26 protein-coding genes are annotated in these 20,044 nt (G+C 37.4%); 23 read left to right on the plus strand and 3 right to left on the minus strand.

Annotated elements, in window-relative coordinates; translation table 11 throughout:
- Nucleotides 1-36: 36 nt before the first annotated feature.
- Nucleotides 37-168, minus strand: a complete 132-nt coding sequence (gene mciZ / locus BTR25_RS10130; protein WP_075687959.1) for a Z-ring formation inhibitor MciZ — start codon at nucleotides 166-168, stop codon at nucleotides 37-39.
- Between the two features lie 73 nt (nucleotides 169-241).
- Here mciZ and BTR25_RS10135 point away from each other — a divergent pair, with 73 nt between their 5' ends.
- The 19 genes from BTR25_RS10135 (at nucleotide 242) to BTR25_RS10225 (ending at nucleotide 16,635) form a co-directional block, all read left to right on the plus strand.
- Nucleotides 242-796 (plus strand): NUDIX hydrolase, encoded by a 555-nt coding sequence (locus BTR25_RS10135; RefSeq protein ID WP_075687960.1) that lies wholly within the window; start codon nucleotides 242-244, stop codon nucleotides 794-796.
- Nucleotides 793-1,956 (plus strand): endonuclease Q family protein, encoded by a 1,164-nt coding sequence (locus tag BTR25_RS10140; RefSeq protein WP_075687961.1) that lies wholly within the window; start codon nucleotides 793-795, stop codon nucleotides 1,954-1,956. Before BTR25_RS10135 ends, BTR25_RS10140 begins: the two co-directional genes overlap by 4 nt.
- A 170-nt stretch (nucleotides 1,957-2,126) precedes the next feature.
- Nucleotides 2,127-2,771, plus strand: coding sequence for a stage II sporulation protein M (gene spoIIM / locus BTR25_RS10145; protein ID WP_075687962.1), 645 nt, complete (start codon nucleotides 2,127-2,129; stop codon nucleotides 2,769-2,771).
- Between the two features lie 109 nt (nucleotides 2,772-2,880).
- Entirely contained in the window at nucleotides 2,881-3,345 is a 465-nt protein-coding gene (gene fur, locus BTR25_RS10150; RefSeq protein ID WP_075687963.1) for a ferric iron uptake transcriptional regulator, read from the plus strand.
- Nucleotides 3,346-3,505: 160 nt separating this feature from the next.
- Nucleotides 3,506-3,733 carry a YqzK family protein gene (locus BTR25_RS10155; RefSeq protein ID WP_075687964.1) on the plus strand — a complete coding sequence of 76 codons (228 nt, stop codon included), beginning with the start codon at nucleotides 3,506-3,508 and terminating at the stop codon, nucleotides 3,731-3,733.
- 4 nt (nucleotides 3,734-3,737) lie between these two features.
- On the plus strand, nucleotides 3,738-4,631 hold the full coding sequence (xerD, locus tag BTR25_RS10160; protein ID WP_075687965.1) for a site-specific tyrosine recombinase XerD: 894 nt from the start codon (nucleotides 3,738-3,740) through the stop codon (nucleotides 4,629-4,631).
- A gap of 228 nt (nucleotides 4,632-4,859) precedes the next feature.
- The gene (gene deoB / locus BTR25_RS10165) at nucleotides 4,860-6,044 is read left to right on the plus strand and encodes a phosphopentomutase (protein WP_075687966.1); all 1,185 of its coding nucleotides are present in this window, start codon (nucleotides 4,860-4,862) and stop codon (nucleotides 6,042-6,044) included.
- 13 nt (nucleotides 6,045-6,057) lie between these two features.
- A complete protein-coding gene (locus tag BTR25_RS10170) occupies nucleotides 6,058-6,879 on the plus strand; it encodes a purine-nucleoside phosphorylase (protein WP_075687967.1) in 822 nt (273 codons plus the stop codon).
- A 32-nt stretch (nucleotides 6,880-6,911) separates the two neighbouring features.
- Nucleotides 6,912-8,216 (plus strand): pyrimidine-nucleoside phosphorylase, encoded by a 1,305-nt coding sequence (locus BTR25_RS10175; protein ID WP_075687968.1) that lies wholly within the window; start codon nucleotides 6,912-6,914, stop codon nucleotides 8,214-8,216.
- A 118-nt stretch (nucleotides 8,217-8,334) separates the two neighbouring features.
- Nucleotides 8,335-9,504 (plus strand): D-alanyl-D-alanine carboxypeptidase family protein, encoded by a 1,170-nt coding sequence (locus tag BTR25_RS10180; protein ID WP_075687969.1) that lies wholly within the window; start codon nucleotides 8,335-8,337, stop codon nucleotides 9,502-9,504.
- A 125-nt stretch (nucleotides 9,505-9,629) separates the two neighbouring features.
- Complete coding sequence (gene spoIIAA / locus BTR25_RS10185) at nucleotides 9,630-9,980, plus strand: anti-sigma F factor antagonist (RefSeq protein ID WP_075687970.1); 351 nt, start codon at nucleotides 9,630-9,632, stop codon at nucleotides 9,978-9,980.
- The gene (spoIIAB, locus tag BTR25_RS10190; RefSeq protein ID WP_075687971.1) at nucleotides 9,981-10,421 is read left to right on the plus strand and encodes an anti-sigma F factor; all 441 of its coding nucleotides are present in this window, start codon (nucleotides 9,981-9,983) and stop codon (nucleotides 10,419-10,421) included. It begins immediately after the preceding gene.
- Between the two features lie 12 nt (nucleotides 10,422-10,433).
- A complete protein-coding gene (gene sigF, locus BTR25_RS10195; protein ID WP_075687972.1) occupies nucleotides 10,434-11,192 on the plus strand; it encodes an RNA polymerase sporulation sigma factor SigF in 759 nt (252 codons plus the stop codon).
- A 121-nt stretch (nucleotides 11,193-11,313) separates the two neighbouring features.
- A complete protein-coding gene (locus BTR25_RS10200; protein WP_075687973.1) occupies nucleotides 11,314-11,928 on the plus strand; it encodes a stage V sporulation protein AA in 615 nt (204 codons plus the stop codon).
- Nucleotides 11,925-12,347, plus strand: a complete 423-nt coding sequence (locus BTR25_RS10205) for a stage V sporulation protein AB (protein ID WP_075687974.1) — start codon at nucleotides 11,925-11,927, stop codon at nucleotides 12,345-12,347. The genes BTR25_RS10200 and BTR25_RS10205 overlap by 4 nt, the downstream gene beginning before the upstream one ends.
- Before the next feature lie 32 nt (nucleotides 12,348-12,379).
- Nucleotides 12,380-12,961 (plus strand): stage V sporulation protein SpoVABEA, encoded by a 582-nt coding sequence (spoVAEA, locus tag BTR25_RS10210; protein ID WP_075687975.1) that lies wholly within the window; start codon nucleotides 12,380-12,382, stop codon nucleotides 12,959-12,961.
- The gene (locus BTR25_RS10215) at nucleotides 12,942-14,432 is read left to right on the plus strand and encodes a spore germination protein (protein ID WP_075687976.1); all 1,491 of its coding nucleotides are present in this window, start codon (nucleotides 12,942-12,944) and stop codon (nucleotides 14,430-14,432) included. Before spoVAEA ends, BTR25_RS10215 begins: the two co-directional genes overlap by 20 nt.
- A gap of 169 nt (nucleotides 14,433-14,601) precedes the next feature.
- On the plus strand, nucleotides 14,602-15,906 hold the full coding sequence (lysA, locus tag BTR25_RS10220; protein ID WP_075687977.1) for a diaminopimelate decarboxylase: 1,305 nt from the start codon (nucleotides 14,602-14,604) through the stop codon (nucleotides 15,904-15,906).
- Nucleotides 15,907-16,284: 378 nt separating this feature from the next.
- A complete protein-coding gene (locus BTR25_RS10225; protein ID WP_075687978.1) occupies nucleotides 16,285-16,635 on the plus strand; it encodes a GNAT family N-acetyltransferase in 351 nt (116 codons plus the stop codon).
- Nucleotides 16,636-16,660: 25 nt separating this feature from the next.
- Here BTR25_RS10225 and BTR25_RS10230 read toward each other — a convergent pair whose 3' ends face one another.
- Nucleotides 16,661-17,182 carry a DUF309 domain-containing protein gene (locus tag BTR25_RS10230; protein ID WP_075687979.1) on the minus strand — a complete coding sequence of 174 codons (522 nt, stop codon included), beginning with the start codon at nucleotides 17,180-17,182 and terminating at the stop codon, nucleotides 16,661-16,663.
- A 128-nt stretch (nucleotides 17,183-17,310) separates the two neighbouring features.
- Complete coding sequence (locus BTR25_RS10235; RefSeq protein ID WP_075687980.1) at nucleotides 17,311-17,403, minus strand: YjcZ family sporulation protein; 93 nt, start codon at nucleotides 17,401-17,403, stop codon at nucleotides 17,311-17,313.
- Between the two features lie 201 nt (nucleotides 17,404-17,604).
- Between BTR25_RS10235 and BTR25_RS10240 the strand changes: the two genes are divergently transcribed.
- From BTR25_RS10240 to BTR25_RS10255, 4 genes are all read left to right on the plus strand, one after another.
- Entirely contained in the window at nucleotides 17,605-18,378 is a 774-nt protein-coding gene (locus BTR25_RS10240) for a segregation/condensation protein A (RefSeq protein ID WP_075687981.1), read from the plus strand.
- Nucleotides 18,365-18,952 carry an SMC-Scp complex subunit ScpB gene (scpB, locus tag BTR25_RS10245; protein WP_075687982.1) on the plus strand — a complete coding sequence of 196 codons (588 nt, stop codon included), beginning with the start codon at nucleotides 18,365-18,367 and terminating at the stop codon, nucleotides 18,950-18,952. Before BTR25_RS10240 ends, scpB begins: the two co-directional genes overlap by 14 nt.
- 101 nt (nucleotides 18,953-19,053) lie before the next feature.
- The gene (locus BTR25_RS10250) at nucleotides 19,054-19,473 is read left to right on the plus strand and encodes a hypothetical protein (protein WP_075687983.1); all 420 of its coding nucleotides are present in this window, start codon (nucleotides 19,054-19,056) and stop codon (nucleotides 19,471-19,473) included.
- 33 nt (nucleotides 19,474-19,506) lie between these two features.
- The gene (locus BTR25_RS10255; RefSeq protein WP_075687984.1) at nucleotides 19,507-19,995 is read left to right on the plus strand and encodes a YpuI family protein; all 489 of its coding nucleotides are present in this window, start codon (nucleotides 19,507-19,509) and stop codon (nucleotides 19,993-19,995) included.
- Nucleotides 19,996-20,044: the final 49 nt, after the last annotated feature.

Genomic DNA, 20,044 nt, shown 5'->3' on the forward strand with positions numbered 1-20,044 from the left:
TAATTAAGAACAGGGAAGACTACAAATGGAACGATATTATTTTTTTGCCACATCTTGAATCCAATCGGTAACAGTGGCATATTGCTTATTGTATTCTTGTAATTTGCGTAATACTCCCCAGCATTTTCCAGAAATGATAATTCCTTTTTCATGAACATAAACCTTCACTAATACCCCTCCAATCTGATATGGTAAAATGTATGAGCATAATAGGGTGGGTTAGAACAGGAGCTGATAATAAATGAGTAATCTTGAAGAAAAGACATTACATAGTGAAGAAATTTTCTCTGGTAAGGTCATTAGCCTTCATCTGCAGGAGGTAGAACTGCCTAATGGCAAACAGTCCAAACGAGAGATTGTTAAGCATCCAGGTGCTGTAGCAATATTAGCGGTTACAGATGATCAAAAGATTGTGATGGTGGAGCAATATAGGAAGGCGTTAGAAAGAACGATTGTGGAAATACCTGCTGGGAAGCTGGAAAAAGGAGAAGAACCTTCTTTATGTGCTATGCGCGAATTAGAAGAGGAAACTGGATATGTTTGTGAAAACCTCGAACTTTTACTCTCCTTTTACACATCACCAGGATTTGCTGATGAAATTGTTCATCTCTTCGTGGCGAAGGGCTTGGTAAAGAAGGAGGACTCGGCAGCACTTGATGAAGATGAGTTCGTCAATCTTGTTGAATTAACATTACCTGAGGCCGTTCAATATGTTAAAGAGCAAAGAATATACGATGCGAAAACGGCTTATGCTGTCCAATACTTACAATTACAAGAGGTATTAGGAAGAACATGAATCATTACTATGTAGACTTACATATTCATATCGGAAGGACATGGACTGGTAAGCCGGTTAAAATAACCGGTGCAAAATCGCTAACGTTTACGAATATCATTGAACACGCACGACATGAAAAAGGCTTAAATATGGTTGGGATTATTGACAGCCATTCTCCAGAAGTCATACTAGAAATGGAAAGTCTAGTTACAAATGGAGATATTGTTGAACATCCAGATGGAGGGCTGTTTTTTGGAGATTTAACCGTCATTCCCGGCTCAGAACTAGAAATTTACGATGAGCAATGCAATGGGCCGATCCATGTTCTTTGCTATTTTCCGACGATTAAGGTGATGCGGGAATTTTCTAATTGGCTTTCGGGCCATTTGAAGAATGTTCAACTTAGCTCACAACGAACGTATGTGACGGGTTTAAATTTACAATCGAAGGTGAAAGCATTAGGCGGGATTTTTATTCCGGCACATGTATTTACTCCTTATAAAAGCTTGTATGGTAAAGGTGTAAACCGATCCTTAACGGAAGTATTTGATCCAGATATGATTGATGCGATTGAACTTGGGCTAAGCTCCAACAGCATGATGGCAGATCAAATAAAAGAACTGCACCAGTATACATTTGTGACAAATTCTGATGCCCATTCATTAGCGAAAATTGCACGTGAATACCAGGTGGTGAAGATGGTAGAGCCAACCTTTAAGGAATTGAAGAAAGCGTTAAAACGTGAGGAAGGCAGAGGAATAGCTGCGAACTATGGCTTAGACCCGCTGCTAGGTAAATATCATAAAACCGTTTGTGCAGAATGCTTACAGCCTGCTGGTGAAGAAGATCAAATCTGCCTACAGTGCGGACATAAACATATTGTTAAGGGAGTCGCGGATCGAATCCTTGAACTGAAAACTGCAAATACATCTCCAACGAACCGCCCTCCATATGTCCATCAAGTACCGCTAGAGTTCGTACCTGGATTAGGGCCTAAATTACTTGAGAAACTGGTCAACCACTTTGGTTCAGAGATGGCAATCTTACACAAAGTTCCCGGTGAAGCTTTAAAAGAGGTTGTTCTTCCAAAAATAGCTGACCTCATTATCAAAGCAAGAGAAGGAAAAATTAACTTCGCAGCCGGCGGCGGTGGAAAATACGGGAAAATAGCAGATTAAAAAAGTTTTTTAAACAACCTCCAGCAGATGCAACTCTGCTGGTTTTTTGATTTGTGCGGAATCTGTGGGACTCCAGCGGTTAAAATTTAAATCTAGTAAATGATGTCATAGATTTACTAGATAGGCATAGAATGTAATAACTAATTACAGAGAGTTTAGGAGGATCGCAAATGAAGAAACGATTGTACCAGAACGATGTCGCTAGTTATTTCCGTGAGCATTCCTCAATTTTTTTATTTGTTGTCATACTATTTTTGATGGGGGTCATTTTTGGGGCAATTGTGGTAAATAGTATGAGTTTTACACAAAAAGAGGATCTGTTTTATTATTTATCTCAATTCTTTGGACAAATCTCAACAGGAAAAACAGCTGACAACAACGACCTCTTTATGCAAAGCTTTTTTCATAACAGTAAATTTATCGGTCTAATTTGGATTCTAGGAGTATCAATTATCGGCCTCCCTGTCATTCTCATTATATTATTTATTAAAGGGATGGTTGTTGGTTTTACCGTAGGCTTTTTAGTCAGTCAGATGGGTCTTAAAGGATTTATGCTAGCGTTTGTATCCATCCTTCCACAAAATTTAATTATCATTCCCGTTTTCATATTAATGGCTTCCTTTTCAGTCATCTTTTCACTGAGAATGATTAGAAGACAGTTTCTCAAAAAGATTGGGGAACCCATATACCCTTTTTTTAAACGCTATATTATTACCTTAGTGGCAGCGTTTATTCTTATTTCGGCAGCTTCTGGGATTGAAGCATACTTATCACCTTGGTTAATGGAATCTGTTATCACTTCTATAGGTTTATAATAGTTATTATTTAATAATTATTATTTTATCTTATTTATAATTATTTTATTTTTAATCTCTTTTGCCTTCTGTTATAATGAGAATTAGCAGTGGCGAGGGAGGACTTCGAATGGAAACTAGAATCGAAAGAATAAAGAAGCAGTTGCATTCATCGAGTTACAAGCTAACACCTCAACGAGAAGCAACCGTTCGAGTATTGCTGGAAAATGAAGAGGATCATTTAAGCGCAGAAGATGTATACCTCCTCGTTAAAGAAAAATCGCCTGAGATTGGCTTAGCAACTGTATATCGAACTCTAGAATTATTAACTGAACTAAAAATAGTCGATAAAATTAATTTTGGTGATGGTGTATCTCGTTATGATTTGCGTCAGGAGGGAGCTGCACATTTTCATCATCATTTAGTATGTATTGAGTGTGGAGCTGTTGATGAGATTCAAGAAGACTTGCTTGAGGATGTCGAGGCTGTAGTAGAAGATAGGTGGAATTTTAAAATAAAAGATCATCGTCTTACTTTTCATGGCATCTGTTACCGATGTCAGGACAAGAGCAAAGAAGAAGAAATAGAAGAATAATCGTAAAAGTCCTTTTATAGAAAAAAAGGGCTTTTTTCTATCTATGAATCTGAAAATGATATTTGAGAGTGATTTTTAGCATAAAAGAAGATCACTAAGGTATAAAACCTGGACAAATTGGCATATCTTTTACTAGGCTAATTTGTTTGGGGGATGACTTATGGGTGATTTCATGAAAGCGGCTTTTCAGACCGTCAAGGTTTTTATACTATTCACGGGGTGCACGGTCCTATTTTATTATGGTATTATGTGGGTTAGTGAGGAATATCAAAACTACCATCGCTATGAAGAACCGAGTGGAACGGCATTAAAAGTTTCAAATTCTGTAAAAGATGGAAATTTTTTATGGTTAGATAGACTAAGATTGTTTTATCTAAATGGGGAGTAATCATATGGAAGATAATTTAAAAGACTTTATGCATTTTATGCTCGTTGAAAAAGGTCTAGCTAAAAATACACTATTATCGTATGAGCGGGACTTGAAGAGCTATATGCGCTATTTAAAAAGTGTAGAGTCGGTTGAATCTTTAAATAATGTTCAACGTGTCCATATCGTACATTTTCTTGGGTTTTTAAAAGAACAGGGGAAATCGGCGAAAACATTGGCTAGACATGTCGCTTCTGTTCGAGCTTTTCATCAATTTCTTTTAAGAGATAAGGCAACAAACCAAGATCCAACTGTCCATATCGAAACACCAAAATTGGAAAGATCATTACCTAAAGTTCTAAGCTTACAAGAAGTAGAAAAACTACTAGATACACCGAATAAGCAGGGTCATTTTGGTTTGAGGGACAAGGCTATGCTTGAACTTCTATATGCTACAGGAATCCGTGTTAGTGAGCTTATAAATATTGATTTGGAAAATGTCCACTTAACGATGGGCTTTGTCCGTGTTATCGGTAAAGGAGATAAAGAAAGAATTGTTCCAGTAGGCAGAACAGCATCTGAAGCGATTCAAGCATATTTGAATAATGGCAGACCACACTTTATATCTAAAAAGCATCGAAGTAACGCATTCTTCTTGAATAACTTAGGGAATCGCTTAACAAGGCAGGGCTTTTGGAAAATCTTAAAAAAGTTAACGCAAGAGGCTGGTATACTAAAGGAACTAACACCGCATACTTTAAGGCATTCATTTGCAACTCATTTATTAGAAAATGGTGCTGACCTAAGGGCAGTCCAAGAAATGCTGGGTCATGCGGACATCTCTACAACCCAGATCTATACACATGTAACTAAAACAAGATTAAAGGATGTTTATAGTAAATTTCATCCAAGAGCTTAATAGATATGTAGATTTTGTTAACGTATTCGAAATGTTAAAAAAGCTGCCATAAATTTATGGCAGCTTTTTCTTGTATTTATTGAAACTTTTAGTAAAATAAAGAAGTCAGACTTCTGACTTGATAAGATATTAAAGTTTCATAATACCTTTAGAAAAGGGAAACATATCTGGTATGAAATGTTTTCTATATTTGGATGCGCTTTCGATAGAAAAAGGAGGAAAACTCGAATGACTGTTGGTACATATAAACGGATATTTCTCATTGTCATGGATTCAGTAGGAATTGGAGAAGCACCTGATGCTGAGAAATTTGGTGATAAGGGATCCGACACACTTGGGCATATTGCAGAAAGAATGAATGGTTTAAAGATGCCTAACATGGCCAAGTTGGGGTTAAGTAACATTCGTGAGATAAAGGGAATTGAAAAGCAGGAAAAGCCATCAGCTTACTATACTAAAATGATAGAAGCATCTAATGGTAAAGATACCATGACTGGGCATTGGGAGATTATGGGACTGAATATTCAAACACCTTTCCGCGTGTTTCCAGATGGGTTCCCCGATGAATTGCTTTCTGAATTAGAGGCACGTACGGGAAGAAAGATTATTGGGAATAAGCCTGCAAGCGGAACAGAAATACTAGATGAACTTGGCGAAGAGCATATGAAAACAGGAGCGTTGATCGTCTACACTTCTGCAGATTCGGTTCTCCAAATTGCGGCACATGAAGAGATTATTCCAATCGAAGAACAGTATAAAATTTGTAAAATTGCTCGAGAGTTAACACTTGATGAAAAATATATGGTAGGACGCGTGATAGCAAGACCATTTTTGGGTGAACCTGGAAATTTTAAGAGAACAGCAAATCGCCACGATTATGCCTTAAAGCCATTTGACCGCACGGTTATGAATGAAATGAAGGATTCGGGGTTAGATGTGATTGCAATCGGGAAAATTTCTGATATTTATGACGGCGAGGGTGTTACGAAATCCCTTAGAACCATTTCAAATATGGATGGAATGGATAAATTAGTTGAAACATTAGATATGGAATTCACTGGCATGAGCTTTCTAAATTTAGTTGATTTTGATGCCCTATATGGTCACAGACGTGATCCTGAAGGGTATGGAAAGGCACTTGAAGAATACGACGCCCGACTGCCAGAAGTGTTTGCTAAGCTAAAAGAGGATGATTTACTAATCCTCACCGCTGACCATGGAAATGATCCAGTTGCACCAGGGACAGATCACACAAGGGAATATGTTCCATTAATCGTATATTCCAAACAAATGCAAGTGGGTAAAGAGTTGCCAATACGAGAAACATTTGCAGATATAGGGGCAACGGTTGCAGATAATTTCAAAATTAAGATGCCCAACTTTGGGAAAAGTTTTTTACAAGAATTGAATTAAAGGGGTATGAAAAATGAACACTGAAAAAATCCAAAATGCAGCAGGTTTTTTAAAAAAGAAATACCAAACAACACCAAAAGTGGGTCTGATCTTAGGCTCTGGTCTGGGAGTATTGGCAGATGAAATTGAAAACCCTGTCAAAATCCCATACAACGAAATTCCTGACTTTCCTATTTCAACGGTTGAGGGTCATGCCGGTCAACTGGTTTTCGGACTATTAAATGGAATAGAAGTCGTAGCGATGCAAGGCCGTTTTCATTTTTATGAGGGATATGGAATGGATAAGGTGACTTTCCCAGTCCGCGTTATGAAGGAGCTTGGGGTTGAAATGTTAATCGTTACAAATGCTGCTGGAGGAGTGAACGAAAGTTTTGAGGCTGGGGATTTAATGATTATCAATGATCATATTAACTTCATGGGGACGAATCCATTAATCGGTCCTAATGATTCCAAACTTGGCGTTCGTTTCCCAGATATGTCTGAAGCTTACTCCAAGGAACTTCGTTCGGTTGCAAAGGTAATCGCCTCTCAGATTAACCTTAATGTGAAAGAAGGCGTTTATTTCGGTAACCCTGGACCTGTGTATGAAACCCCTGCAGAAGTTAGAATGGTCAGAGCACTTGGAGGGGACGCGGTCGGAATGTCAACAGTACCAGAAGTGATTGTGGCCCGTCATAGTGGTATGAAGGTATTAGGAATTTCTTGTATATCAAATATGGCAGCAGGTATTCTTGACCAGCCGCTGACACATGATGAAGTAATCGAAACTACAGAAAAAGTAAAAGCAAACTTCCTATTATATATAAAAGAAATTGTAAAAAGCATAGCGAAATAATTTGAACTTATTATACTAAAGTGGTGATAAAAATGAGAATGGTTGACTTAATAGAGAAAAAAAGGGATGGACACGAATTAACATCTGAGGAAATAAAGTTTATTATCAATGGTTATACAGATGGCTCAATCCCAGATTATCAGGTTAGTGCCCTAACGATGGCAATCTTTTTTAAAGGAATGACAGAGAAAGAAAGAGCAGATTTAACATTGGCAATGGTTGAATCTGGTGATCAAATTGATTTATCTCAAATTGAAGGGATAAAAGTTGACAAGCATTCAACTGGCGGTGTTGGCGATACTACCACTCTTGTTCTTGGTCCGCTGGTTGCAGCATTAGATGTACCTGTCGCGAAAATGTCTGGCCGTGGTCTAGGTCATACTGGAGGTACCATTGACAAGTTAGAAGCTGTTAAAGGCTTCCATGTTGAAATAGAAAATCAGGAATTTATTGATCTTGTTAATAAAAATAAAATTGCCGTTATTGGACAGAGCGGCAACTTAACCCCTGCTGACAAAAAGCTATATGCACTAAGAGACGTTACAGCAACAGTGGATAGTATTCCATTAATTGCGAGCTCGATTATGAGTAAGAAAATTGCTGCTGGTGCTGATGCCATTGTACTTGATGTAAAAACTGGTGCGGGTGCATTTATGAAAACGCTTGATGATTCAAGAGAGTTAGCTAAAGCAATGGTAGGGATCGGTAAAAATGTTGGCAGAAGAACCATGGCAGTTATTTCTGATATGAGCCAGCCCCTCGGTTTTGCTATCGGAAATGCTCTTGAAGTAAAGGAAGCGATTGATACATTAAAGGGAGAAGGACCTGAGGATTTAACTGAACTTTGCTTAACTTTAGGTAGTCATATGGTTTATCTGGCTGAAAAAGCAAGTTCTTTAGCTGAAGCTAGAACAATGCTTGAGCAGGTAATCAAAGATGGTTCCGCTCTTAATAAGTTAAAAGTCTTTCTTAGTTCACAAGGTGGAGATGCCTCCATTGTGGATGACCCTTCTAAAATGCCGCAAGCTCAATTCACTATTGAACTAGAGGCGAGAGAAGATGGATATGTTTCTGAAATCGTTGCCGATGAAGTTGGTACAGCAGCAATGATTTTAGGAGCAGGAAGAGCCACTAAGGAATCGGTTATCGATTTAGCTGTGGGTCTCGTTCTAAGGAAGAAAATTGGCGACCAAGTGAAAAAAGGTGACTCATTGGTTACGATTTATAGTAATTTTGAAGATGTTAGCGAAGTAAAAGAAAAGCTTTATGAAAATATTAAAATTTCTACTTCTAAAGTAGATGCCCCAATTTTAATTCATGAAGAAATAACAGAATAAATGATTATCCAAAAATCCAGGAGCCATCCTGGATTTTTTATTTTGCTTACAGGAAATAATTGTATAAAAATGATTCATTTGGAAAAAATGAAACTTATAAAGAATGGAGGGTTATGCAATGAAACGATATATCTCTTTACTAGTAATATCTTTGATGTTAACAAGTTTATCGATTCCTTCTGTATCTGCTGAAGAGAAAAAAAGCTCTGATATCACCGAAAATGTTAGGTCAGCGATCTTAATTGAACGTGATACAGGTAATGTTCTTTATGAAAAAAATAGTAATGAAGAGCTTCCGCCAGCAAGCATGACAAAAATCATGACTATGTTGTTAATTATGGAAGCCATCGACCAAGGTAAGTTGACTTGGGATGAGAAGGTCAGAACAAGTGAGTATGCAGCATCTATGGGAGGATCGCAAATCTTCCTAGAGCCTGGAGAAGAAATGACCACCAAACAAATGCTTCAGGGTATTGCAATAGGATCCGGGAATGATGCTTCAGTGGCGATGGCTGAGAGAATTGCTGGTTCTGAAGAAGGTTTTGTCGATATGATGAATGATAAAGTAAAAGAACTTGGTTTAAAAAATACAGTTTTCAAAAATACGACAGGGCTGCCTGAAAGCGGTCATTACAGTTCAGCAAATGATATGGCAGTAATGGCTAAAGAATTATTAAAATATGAAGAGATTACAAAGTTTACTGGTTCATACGAGGCGTATCTTCGCGAGAATACTGATAAAAAGTTCTGGCTCGTCAATACAAATAAATTAGTTCGCTTTTATCCAGGAGTTGACGGCCTAAAGACAGGTTTTACAGCCGAAGCAAAATATTGTTTAACGGCAACAGCTCAAAAAGACGGTATGCGAGTGATTGCAGTAGTGTTCGGTGCGCCAACTTCTAAAGAGAGAAATGCACAAGTTACGAAAATGCTTAACTTTGCATTTAGTCAATATCAAACACATCCAATGTTTAAACGTAACCAATCTCTTGGAATAGCCCACGTGAGTAAGGGAAAAGAAAAAACAGTTGAGGCAGTCACAAATGAGCCGCTTTCATTGCTAACCAAAAAAGGTGAAAAAACAGAAGATGTAGAACAAAAAATAACGCTTAAGAAGAACCTTGATGCTCCGATTCAAAAAGGAGATAAGGTTGGCAGTGTCAAACTGATGAAAGATGGGAAAGTAGTTTTACAGAGCGATTTAGTTGCAAAGAATGACGTAAAAGAAGCAGGCTGGTGGACTCTTTATAAACGTTCGTTTGGAATGTTTACAAAAGCAGGAAAATAAATTTGTCGAAATACTAAGATTCTCCACTACTTTTAGCAGAATACAACTAGTTTTGTCTTGAATGAAGGAAATGTTTGATTCCATAACGAATTGACTCATATACCAGTTGAAGGAGGCTAGGATAAGTGAGTCTAAACATTGATATGGAAATAAAACATGATGTTCTATGTATTCGTTTAAGTGGGGAGCTAGACCACCATACTGCGGATGAATTACGCGAAAAAGCCGCTATTGCAATTGAAAAAAATGATATTCGTCATATAGTGTTAAATTTGGAACAACTTGCTTTTATGGATAGCTCAGGACTCGGGGTTATTTTAGGCAGATATAAGCAAATAAAGCAGGTGCACGGCGAAATGGTTGTTTGTGCTATTTCCCCTGCTGTACAAAGATTATTCGATATGTCGGGGTTATTTAAGATCATCAAGCTTGAGCCGACAGAAGAATTTGCTTTGCAAAGATTGGGGGTGGCCTGAGTGAAGAATCAGATGAATCTTCAATTCAGTGCGTTAAGTCAAAATGAGTCATTCGCACGTGTTACAGTTGCTGCTTTTATCGCACAGCTCGATCCGACTATGGATGAGTTGACAGAAATAAAAACCGTTGTGTCCGAAGCGGTTACGAATTCGATTATTCATGGGTATGAGAATGACCCGCATGGAATTGTATACATTCAAGTTTCCATCGAAGACAATATTGTAGATATTTCAATAAAGGATGAGGGACTTGGAATTGTAGATGTGGAGGAAGCTCGCCAGCCATTATTTACAACAAAGCCAGACTTAGAAAGATCTGGCATGGGATTCACCATCATGGAAAATTTCATGGATGAGTTAGAGGTTCTCACACAGCCAGGTAAAGGAACCGAAGTGAAATTAAGAAAGCATTTACAAACTCGCAAAATGCTGTGCAATTAAGGAGACTTGCCGATGGATGTGGAGGTCAAAAACGATAAAAGTCACACGTATCTAAAGGACCATGAAGTAAAAGAACTGATTAAAAGAAGTCAGGATGGAGACCAAGATGCCCGGGACCTTATAGTCGAAAAGAATATGCGTCTCGTCTGGTCCGTAGTTCAACGTTTTCTTAATAGAGGCTATGATCCTGACGATTTATTCCAAATTGGCTGTATAGGTTTATTGAAATCTGTCGATAAGTTCGATCTTTCGTATGACGTTAGATTTTCAACCTATGCTGTACCAATGATTATTGGCGAGATTCAGCGGTTTATCCGCGATGATGGAACAGTTAAGGTCAGCCGCTCCTTAAAGGAAATGGGAAACAAGATAAGAAAAGCCAAGGATGAACTATCGAAAAACCTAGGCAGAGTTCCGACAATCAATGAGATTTCTAAGCACCTTGAACTATCACCAGAAGATGTGATTCTTGCTCAGGAAGCAAGTAGAGCACCATCTTCCATTCATGAAACCGTATATGAAAATGATGGTGATCCGATAACATTGCTTGATCAAATTGATGATGGTAATGAAGGAAAATGGTTCGATAAAATCGCACTTAAAGAAGCCATCCGCGAATTAGATGAACGTGAGAGGTTAATTGTTTACCTAAGGTATTACAAAGACCAAACACAATCAGAAGTTGCGGTAAGGCTGGGCATATCACAAGTGCAAGTTTCAAGGTTGGAGAAAAAGATTTTACAACAAATGAAAGACCGCATGGATATTTAATCCAAGCGGTCTTTTTTATGTGGATTAAGTTGTTTTTATCCAATTTTTGGTCTTCATGAAAAAAAAGGTAATGACAAATACTAGTGTTACAAAAGAAATCTGTGTATGGGGAGTGTATGTTTTGGAAAAAACAATTTACATCCGCATGCGGAATCGTGTTCTGGTTAAACCGGGAGAGACTATTTTCTTATCTGATCTCGCACAGGTTATTGCGCCTGAAACAGTCATTCCACAATTGAAAAAAGTGCCTATATATCAAATTACGGAAGATGATAAGAATATCGTGATCATTGATGTAATGAAAATAATAGGTATAATTTCCCAACTAGTTAAAGATACCGAGATTCAAACAGTTGGGCCGCCACAAACGATTATAGAAGTAGTATATAAGAAAAAAATGATGACATATCCATTATTCCTCTTAATCTGGTTCTTGCTATTCTTTGGATCAGCTATGGCCATTATGAACTTTCATGACGATGTGAGTATGCAGAGCGTTCAAGAAAAACTCTATACGATCATTACTGGCGTGAAAGATCCTAAGCCCTGGATATTTCAAATTCCCTATTCAATCGGCTTGGGACTAGGGATGATTTTGTTTTTCAACCATGTATTTAAAAAACGGATTAATGAAGAGCCTAGTCCGCTAGAGGTAGAAATGTTTAATTATCAAACAAGCTTAGATAATTACGTCATAATACATGAAAATAGAGAAAGCATGAAGCGGATAAAATGACTATAAAGGTAGTTGCAGTAATGTTTGTCGGTCTAGCGAGTGGATTAGCGGTAGGATCGGGATTTGTTGCTTTTTTGACGGTATTAGGTATTATACCAAGGCTGACTCAGCTAACGAAAACAATGAAGATGATTCACCATTATGAATGGGCTGTAGTACTTGGAGCTGTCAGTGGGACAGTGGCCAGCTTAAGGGATCCTGTACTAGGTGTATCGCCATACTTTATGATTCCTCTTGGTCTAGCAGGCGGTATCTTTGTCGGAATGTTAGCAGCAGGTTTAACAGAAGCGCTAAATGTGTTTCCTGTACTTGCCAAAAGACTTAGAATAGATGGAAAAATCATCATTTTAATAATGGCAATTGTGTTAGGGAAAATTGTTGGTTCAATCTTTCAGTGGGTTTATTTTGTACATCACTAAAAACTTCTTCTATCACGAAAGGATATCCCAGAATGAGTAATCGCAGACGGGTTATAGTAATTACGGATGGTGATGAGTATGCGAAAAGGGCTGTCGAACATGTAGCACATGAAATTGGTGGTCGCTGTATTACAAGTTCTCAAGGAAATCCTTCGGTACTTTCAGGTGAAGAACTTGTCAAATTAATTAAAATGGCCGCTCATGATCCAGTACTAGTCATGTTCGATGATAGTGGTCTAGTTGGTGAAGGCGCTGGAGAAAAAGCCTTAAAATACGTTGCTACTCATAAAGATATCGAAGTGCTAGGAATTATTGCAGTAGCTTCAAAAACACATCAGGCGGAGTGGACAAGAATAGATGTAAGTATTGACCGCGACGGTGAATTAACCCCATATGGTGTAGACAAGTTTGGTATACCAGAACTTGAAATTGGAAGGTTAAATGGAGATACCGTTTATTGTCTTGATGAATTAGATGTCCCCATTGTAGTTGGAATTGGAGATGTTGGTAAAATGGCGCGACGCGACCATTACGAATACGGTTCGCCTATTACAAAAAAAGCGGTTGAACTCATACTCGAAAGGAGCGGATATCGTGTCAAGGACAACAGATAAGAAATGGCCGATACCTGAATCATTACATGAAATAGAAAATTATATGAAACAGCGTGTTGGACTGGGTGTTAGTTTTGATTTGGGTGTCAGAAAACTAAAAATCCTGAAGAAGGATGTTCATTTTTATTTTGTAAATGGGTTGATTGATACAAGTTTCGTCATTGAAATAACCGAGCAACTTGTTGAAATCAATAACCATGAAAAGCTATCATCTGATCTCCTGAAGTTAGTAGAAAACCGTATTATTCATCAAGCAGTGGAGCATATAAAGACACTTGATGAATTAGTAGACTTAGTTCTATCAGGGCTAATTGTGGTTGTTGTGGAAGGTGCCGCAGTAGCACTATCCGTTGATGTAAGGAGCTACCCTGGGAGGACACCTCAAGAGCCGGATACAGAAAAAGTAGTACGGGGATCTAGAGATGGTTTTGTAGAAAATATTATCTTAAATACAGCTCTTACAAGAAGAAGAATTCGTGACGAGCGATTAAGGTTTGAGATGTTGAAAGTAGGAGAACGCTCAAAAACAGATGTAGCATTGGGCTATCTTGAAGATGTAGCAGATCCAGACTTAGTAAATATACTGAGGAAAGAAATTAACGCTATTGAGGTTGACGGAATACCGATGGCCGATAAGACAATTGAAGAGTTTATACTAAAACAAGGATTTAACCCATATCCGCTAGTTAGATATACGGAACGGGCTGACATTGCAGCAACACATATACTCGAAGGCCATGTTGTTATTTATGTAGACACCTCTCCAAGTGTCATTATCTCTCCAACGACATATTTTCACCATGTACAACATGCTGAAGAGTTTAGAGAATCACCAGTGATGGGTACTTTCTTACGCTGGATGCGCTTTCTAGGCGTTCTAACGTCTATTTTTTTACTACCTTTTTGGTTATTGCTCGTACTAGAACCATCCTTATTACCAAAAGCACTTTCATTCATAGGTCCGAATGAAAAGACCAATATACCCATTGTAGTTCAGATTTTCTTAGCCGATTTTGGAATTGAGTTTTTAAGAATTGCAGCCATACATACACCTACACCATTGTCAACTGCGATGGGATTAATTGCTGCTGTGTTAATCGGGCAAATTGCAGTAGATGTAGGGTTATTTGTACCAGAGGTTATTCTTTATGTTGCCATATCAGGGATTGGGACATTTACAACACCAAGCTATGAATTAAGTGTAGCGAATAAGATTGGCAGATTAATTTTATTATTATTTGTAGCATTTTTCAAAACTCCTGGTTTCGTAATTGGGACAACATTATTGTTTATTCATTTAGTCACGACAAAAACGCTCAACACCCCATATTTCTGGCCGTTCTTACCTTTTGAGCCCAAAGGGTTTTTACAAATTATCTTCCGAAGGGCTGTACCAGGAGCGATTTTCAGGCCTAGTATTGTTCACCCAAGGAATCGTTTTCGTCAGCCGCCAAAAGCAGAAAATAAATGAGATATTGCGGAATAGTATTAGTTGTGCTAAAGTAAATTTTACCTGAGTAAAAGGATAGAAAAAATAAAAAATAGGCAGTATCCTTTGCGGATTCTGTCTATTTATTTATTACTTTTTTATTGTTTAACATACACTAAAAACAAGAGTATTCATGGAGAGAGGGAAGGAAATGTATTTTTACGGGACAACCGGGGTAAATGGTAGAGGGAATTTGGAAATAGGCGGAGTAGATGCAGTTGAGTTGGCCGAACAGTTTGGAACTCCCCTCTATGTTTATGACGTTGCGTTAATGAGGGAAAGAGCAAGAGGATTCAAGCAAACCTTTGAAGAACAGAAAGTGAAATCACAGGTTGCCTACGCGAGTAAGGCATTCTCAACCATTGCAATGCTACAGCTTGCCGATGAAGAAGGATTATCTTTAGATGTAGTATCAGGAGGAGAATTATATACCGCCATAAAGGCTGGTTTTCCTGTTGAAAGAATTCATTTTCATGGGAATAATAAAAGTAGAGAAGAATTAGAAATGGCGTTAGAGAACAAAATTGGCTGCATCGTAGTGGACAATTTTTATGAACTAGAGTTATTAAAAACAATTAGCAAAGAAAAAAGTGAAACTGTAAATATTTTATTAAGGGTTACTCCAGGGATTGAGGCCCATACCCATGATTATATTTTAACTGGACAAGAAGATTCTAAGTTCGGTTTTGATTTGCAAAATGGACAAGCGGAAGAAGCACTTAAAACAGCCCTTTTGTGTAACAACTTTGAGGTTCTAGGATTACATTGCCATATTGGCTCACAGATTTTTGAAACAACTGGCTTTTTGTTAGCTGCTAAAAAAATCGTTGAGCAGATGAATAAATGGAAGCATGAAATATCTTTTGAAGCTAAGGTGTTAAACTTGGGCGGTGGTTTTGGAATTCGCTATACAAGTGAAGATGAACCAATGTTACCTTCTCAATATGTAAGCGAGATTATTAGGGAAGTTAAAGATTTAGTTGAACAATTTTCATTAAAGATGCCTGAGATTTGGATTGAGCCAGGTCGCTCACTTGTTGGCGATGCTGGAACCACGTTGTATCAGCTTGGATCCTCAAAAGAAGTACCAGGTGTTAGAAAATATTTAGCTATTGATGGGGGAATGAGTGACAATATTAGACCTGCACTCTACCAAGCAAAATATGAAGCGGTTTTAGCTACTAGACCATTAGCTGAGACAACTGAAACTGTTTCTATTGCTGGGAAATGTTGTGAATCTGGAGATATGCTCATTTGGGATCTGCCCTTGCCGGAAAAAAATGATGATGATTTATTAGCTGTTTTTTGTACGGGTGCTTACGGTTATTCTATGGCAAACAATTATAACCGCCTGCCACGGCCTGCTGTTGTATTTGTAGAGGATGGAAAGGCAAACCTGGTAGTGAAAAGAGAAACTTATGAAGATTTGGTTAGACTAGATCTGCCATTAAAGTAAATAAGCTGCCGTGTTTACGGCAGCTTACTTCTTTTCTTTGAAGAGATGGATTCTTTTTATTAATTAGTGTACAATGTAGGGCAGTACGCTATCTTCAAATACTATTTGGAGGTTTCAGCATTGAAGAAAAATAATTGGACAGTTTTTACCATTCTTATTGGTATTTCTGTTATTTGGGGAATAATATACTGGATAGTAATTGCCCCCAACCAGTAATAGTATGAAATGATAATATCGATGGTCAATCATCCATGTAACTGACATGACACTTTAATTACTCAACTACATACTATAAATAAATCTGAATAATATTTATATTTCAAAAGTGAAAAATAGACTATTTTTATCTGGTTTATTTCATATGATGAGGGATCTATTATGTTAATTCGTTATAAGAAAAATTTCGAAAAAATCGCGATGGGTTTGTTGTCCTTTATGCCGACTGAAAAGGACTTAAAGAAACTTCAATTAACGATCAAAGAATACGAGAACGAAGAGAACTGGCAACTATTTCTTTGGAAGGAAGAAGATATCATAGGGCTGATAGGGGTGCGCAATAACGACCTCGATCATTCACTGGAAATCCAGCATATTTCAGTTAATCCCTCCCATCGATACCAAGGGGTGGGTAAGAGAATGGTTAAAGCTTTAAAGGATTTCTATCCGGATAAGACAATAAAATCAAATGAACACACATCTGCATTTATTGATAAGTGTGAGCTATACTAAATGGCAACATCTAAAGAGGCAGCAATTATTCGCTGCCTCTTTTCTTGTTTATTGCATTTAATCTATCTTGAATGACAGGTGTTCGATCCCTTAAGGAATGTCTATTTACTAGCTCTTTATCCGAAATATCGCTTTCTTTCCCCCAAACATACCCTTTATTATTACATTCTGCTTTGCATTGTTCCAATAAGTTGGGATCGTTGATGGGTAGATTGAAGCTTTGATAAGGTTTTTCGTTTTCTATTGCTGCCAAAAGTTTGTGTAACAGCGGAAAAAGGAATAATTTATTTACACCTAGCTTTGATATTTCATGATCATGCTGAGTAAAGATTCGAATAGCTTTTTCTAACGTTCTCTTGGCACCAGCAAAATTAGAACGACGGTGATGATAAGTTGAAACTGCAAGAAGGATGAATCCGACCCAAATTGAATCCTTATGACCTTCCGTTTTCGTTTTCCAATATTCTTCTAAAATTTCATGGCATTCAAAATAATCGCGATCAGCATGGAAATGAACTAAGAACTTAATATAATCTCTTGGATACAAAACATCCTGCTCCTTTTCTGTACGTTTATGTATAGTTTATCACATTCAAAACGGTAGATAACCAGATAAGTTTGACTAGGAACAAAGACAAAGCCTGCCAGGTTAAACAGGCAGGCTTCTTTTTGATGTTAGAACCAAGAAGCACCAACGATAATTAACAGAATAAATAAAACTACGATTAACGCGATTCCGCCACCAAAACCGTAAGCGCCATCAGCCATATTTAAAACCTCCCAGAGTTTTTACCCTTTTCCCTGTCATCTTATGTAGTATCTCTGTCCAAAGTTATGGGCAATCATCCCTTTTTGCCATTTTATAAAAAAAGCAAAGGCAAATTTCTATTGGATAACCAATCCGAATCCACTATACTAGTAATAGTTATGAATTAATTTTAAGAAAATTTTTAAGGATTTTGGTGAAGAATGACTCCATATAGTGTGAAAATCGATGCGTTCGAGGGGCCGTTGGATTTACTCCTCCATTTAATTAATCGGCTAGAAATTGATATATATGATATTCCAGTTGCTCAAATTACTGAGCAATATTTAATTTATATAAAAACAATGACTGATCTTAAACTTGATGTAGCCAGTGAATTTTTGGTAATGGCTGCAACCTTGTTAGCGATAAAAAGTAAAATGCTTCTGCCTAAACATGAGGAAGAAATGAATGAACTAGACCCCGAATTAACCTTTGAGGAAGATCCAAGGGATGAACTGGTTGAAAGGCTGATAGAATATCGTAAATATAAAGAAGCAGCACATGATTTAAAATCAATGGAGGAAGAAAGGGGACTTATGTTCACCAAACCTCCAAGTGACCTCTCAAATTTTGCCAAAGAAAACCTGCCTGAAAAATCTGAGTTGAATATAACCCTATATGATATGCTGGCTGCTTTCCAAAAACTATTAAGAAGAAAAAAGTTACAAAGACCTTTAGCAACGAAAATTGCCCGTCAGGAAATTTCCATTGAAACGAGAATGACGGAAATTATGGACGAATTAAGATTGCTTAGAGGGAAAAGGAATTTTTACGATTTGTTCCCTTACCCCGCTAAGGAACATATTGTGGGGACATTTCTTGCCGTTTTAGAGTTAATTAAAAGAAAAGAAATCGATGTAGAGCAAGATGAGAACTTTGGAGACATCTTTGTCCATGCAATTGAGGAAGGAGCAGAAGGACTTGGAAATTATTAATTGGCAGAATATCTTAGAGAGTCTTTTATTTGCAGCTGGCGACGAAGGGCTGACAATTAAACATATAGCAGAGGTATTAGAGATCAATGAGTTGAAGGCTGCTGAAGTAATTGAAGAATTAAAAGAGGTGTATGATAACGATCAAAATCGAGGGATTATGATTGTTCAGCTTGCAGGTACTTATCAGCTTGCAACTAAAAAGGAAAATGCACCATATTTAAAAAGACTTGTTGATTCGCCAAGCACTACTGCCTTGTCACAGGCTGCCTTAGAAACATTAGCCATCATAGCTTATAAACAACCGATCACACGAGCAGAGATTGAAGAAATTCGAGGAGTGAAGACGGAACGTCCATTGCATACGCTCATGTCAAAGGCACTTATTAAAGAGGTCGGACGAGCAGAAGGAACAGGCAGGGCCTATCTTTATGGAACTACAAAAGAGTTTCTTGATTATTTTGGCTTAAAAAGTATCGATGAACTTCCTTTGCTCCCTGACAAAGTAGATGAAGAATATGTGCAAGAGGAAGCCGATTTGTTTTTTGAGAAATTTCAGGAAACGATTGGCTCTTAAACGGTTTGGTTGTGTTAAAATAAACTTAAGTATTTTGTTTGGATGATTTCCAATTTAAAGGTATTACATGATTTGTCCAAGGCTAAAGGAGATTGATTTAGTTGCTAATTAAAGAATGTATAGGATATGAATTAGAAAAGGAGCAATCGAATACATCAGAGGATTTCTTTAACAGAAGTGAAGTGACATTTGTTGAAGAGGGGGAGGAAAGAACGCTTCACGTTCTTTATGTTAGGTTTTTTGATGAATTCATTCACGAATTTACTCCATATCAGGAGAACCCAATTCTGACCCTAGGGGAAATGAACATTACATTTAAAGATATTGTGGCCCTTGTATGTCTAATAAAAAATCCTGGTTTACGCCAACGAAAAAGGTTGTATATTAATTCTAAACATGAATTTGCCTCCTACTTCAAAGGGATTGACTACAGCAAATTGCCTGAAATCCTGTTCTCAATAAAGCAGAATAAACCTTTCGAGCTTCAATCGCCATTAGAGTACATCACGCAGCCTAGTTAAAACTATTTACGAAAACTAAAAGGGGTGTAAAGTATGGGAAATGCATTAGTCAAAACCCAGCTTAATGACGTTAAAGAATTTTTAGCTAATACAAGCTTAAAATTAGAAAATTATCTAAATGAAACAACTATTGTCCAAATGCAGCGGGAAAAAGAGAGTGACCTTAATTACTACAAAATAATTCTTTCAAACCTTAGAAAGCTTTTGGTCTATAGTGAGGAAGGGTTAGAAGCCTGTTCGGTTATTCTGCAGAGTGAGCCATTTCAGAAAGCAACAGCAGAAAAAACTCTTTATCGAATTTTCCATCAATGCATTGAGGAATTCTTCTCTCCGAAAAATGATGCCTGGTATGAAAACAGTCGAAGTGCTTATACAGGCAAGAATTCTATAAAATTTTATAAAGAAATACCAGAAAACCTTCAGGTATTAATTAAAGGTTTAGAAGGTGAGTTTCAGAGAATTAGAGAAGAATTAGAATTTTATGAAACAGACTACCGGACAAAGATGATCCAATCAAAATAGTTATTTCTTTTAAAAAGCTGACCGTTATTAAAATGGTCGGCTTTTTTTA

Origin of the sequence: Bacillus sp. MRMR6, assembly GCF_001940785.1 — a bacterium.
Classification (GTDB): Bacteria; Bacillota; Bacilli; order Bacillales; family Cytobacillaceae; genus Neobacillus.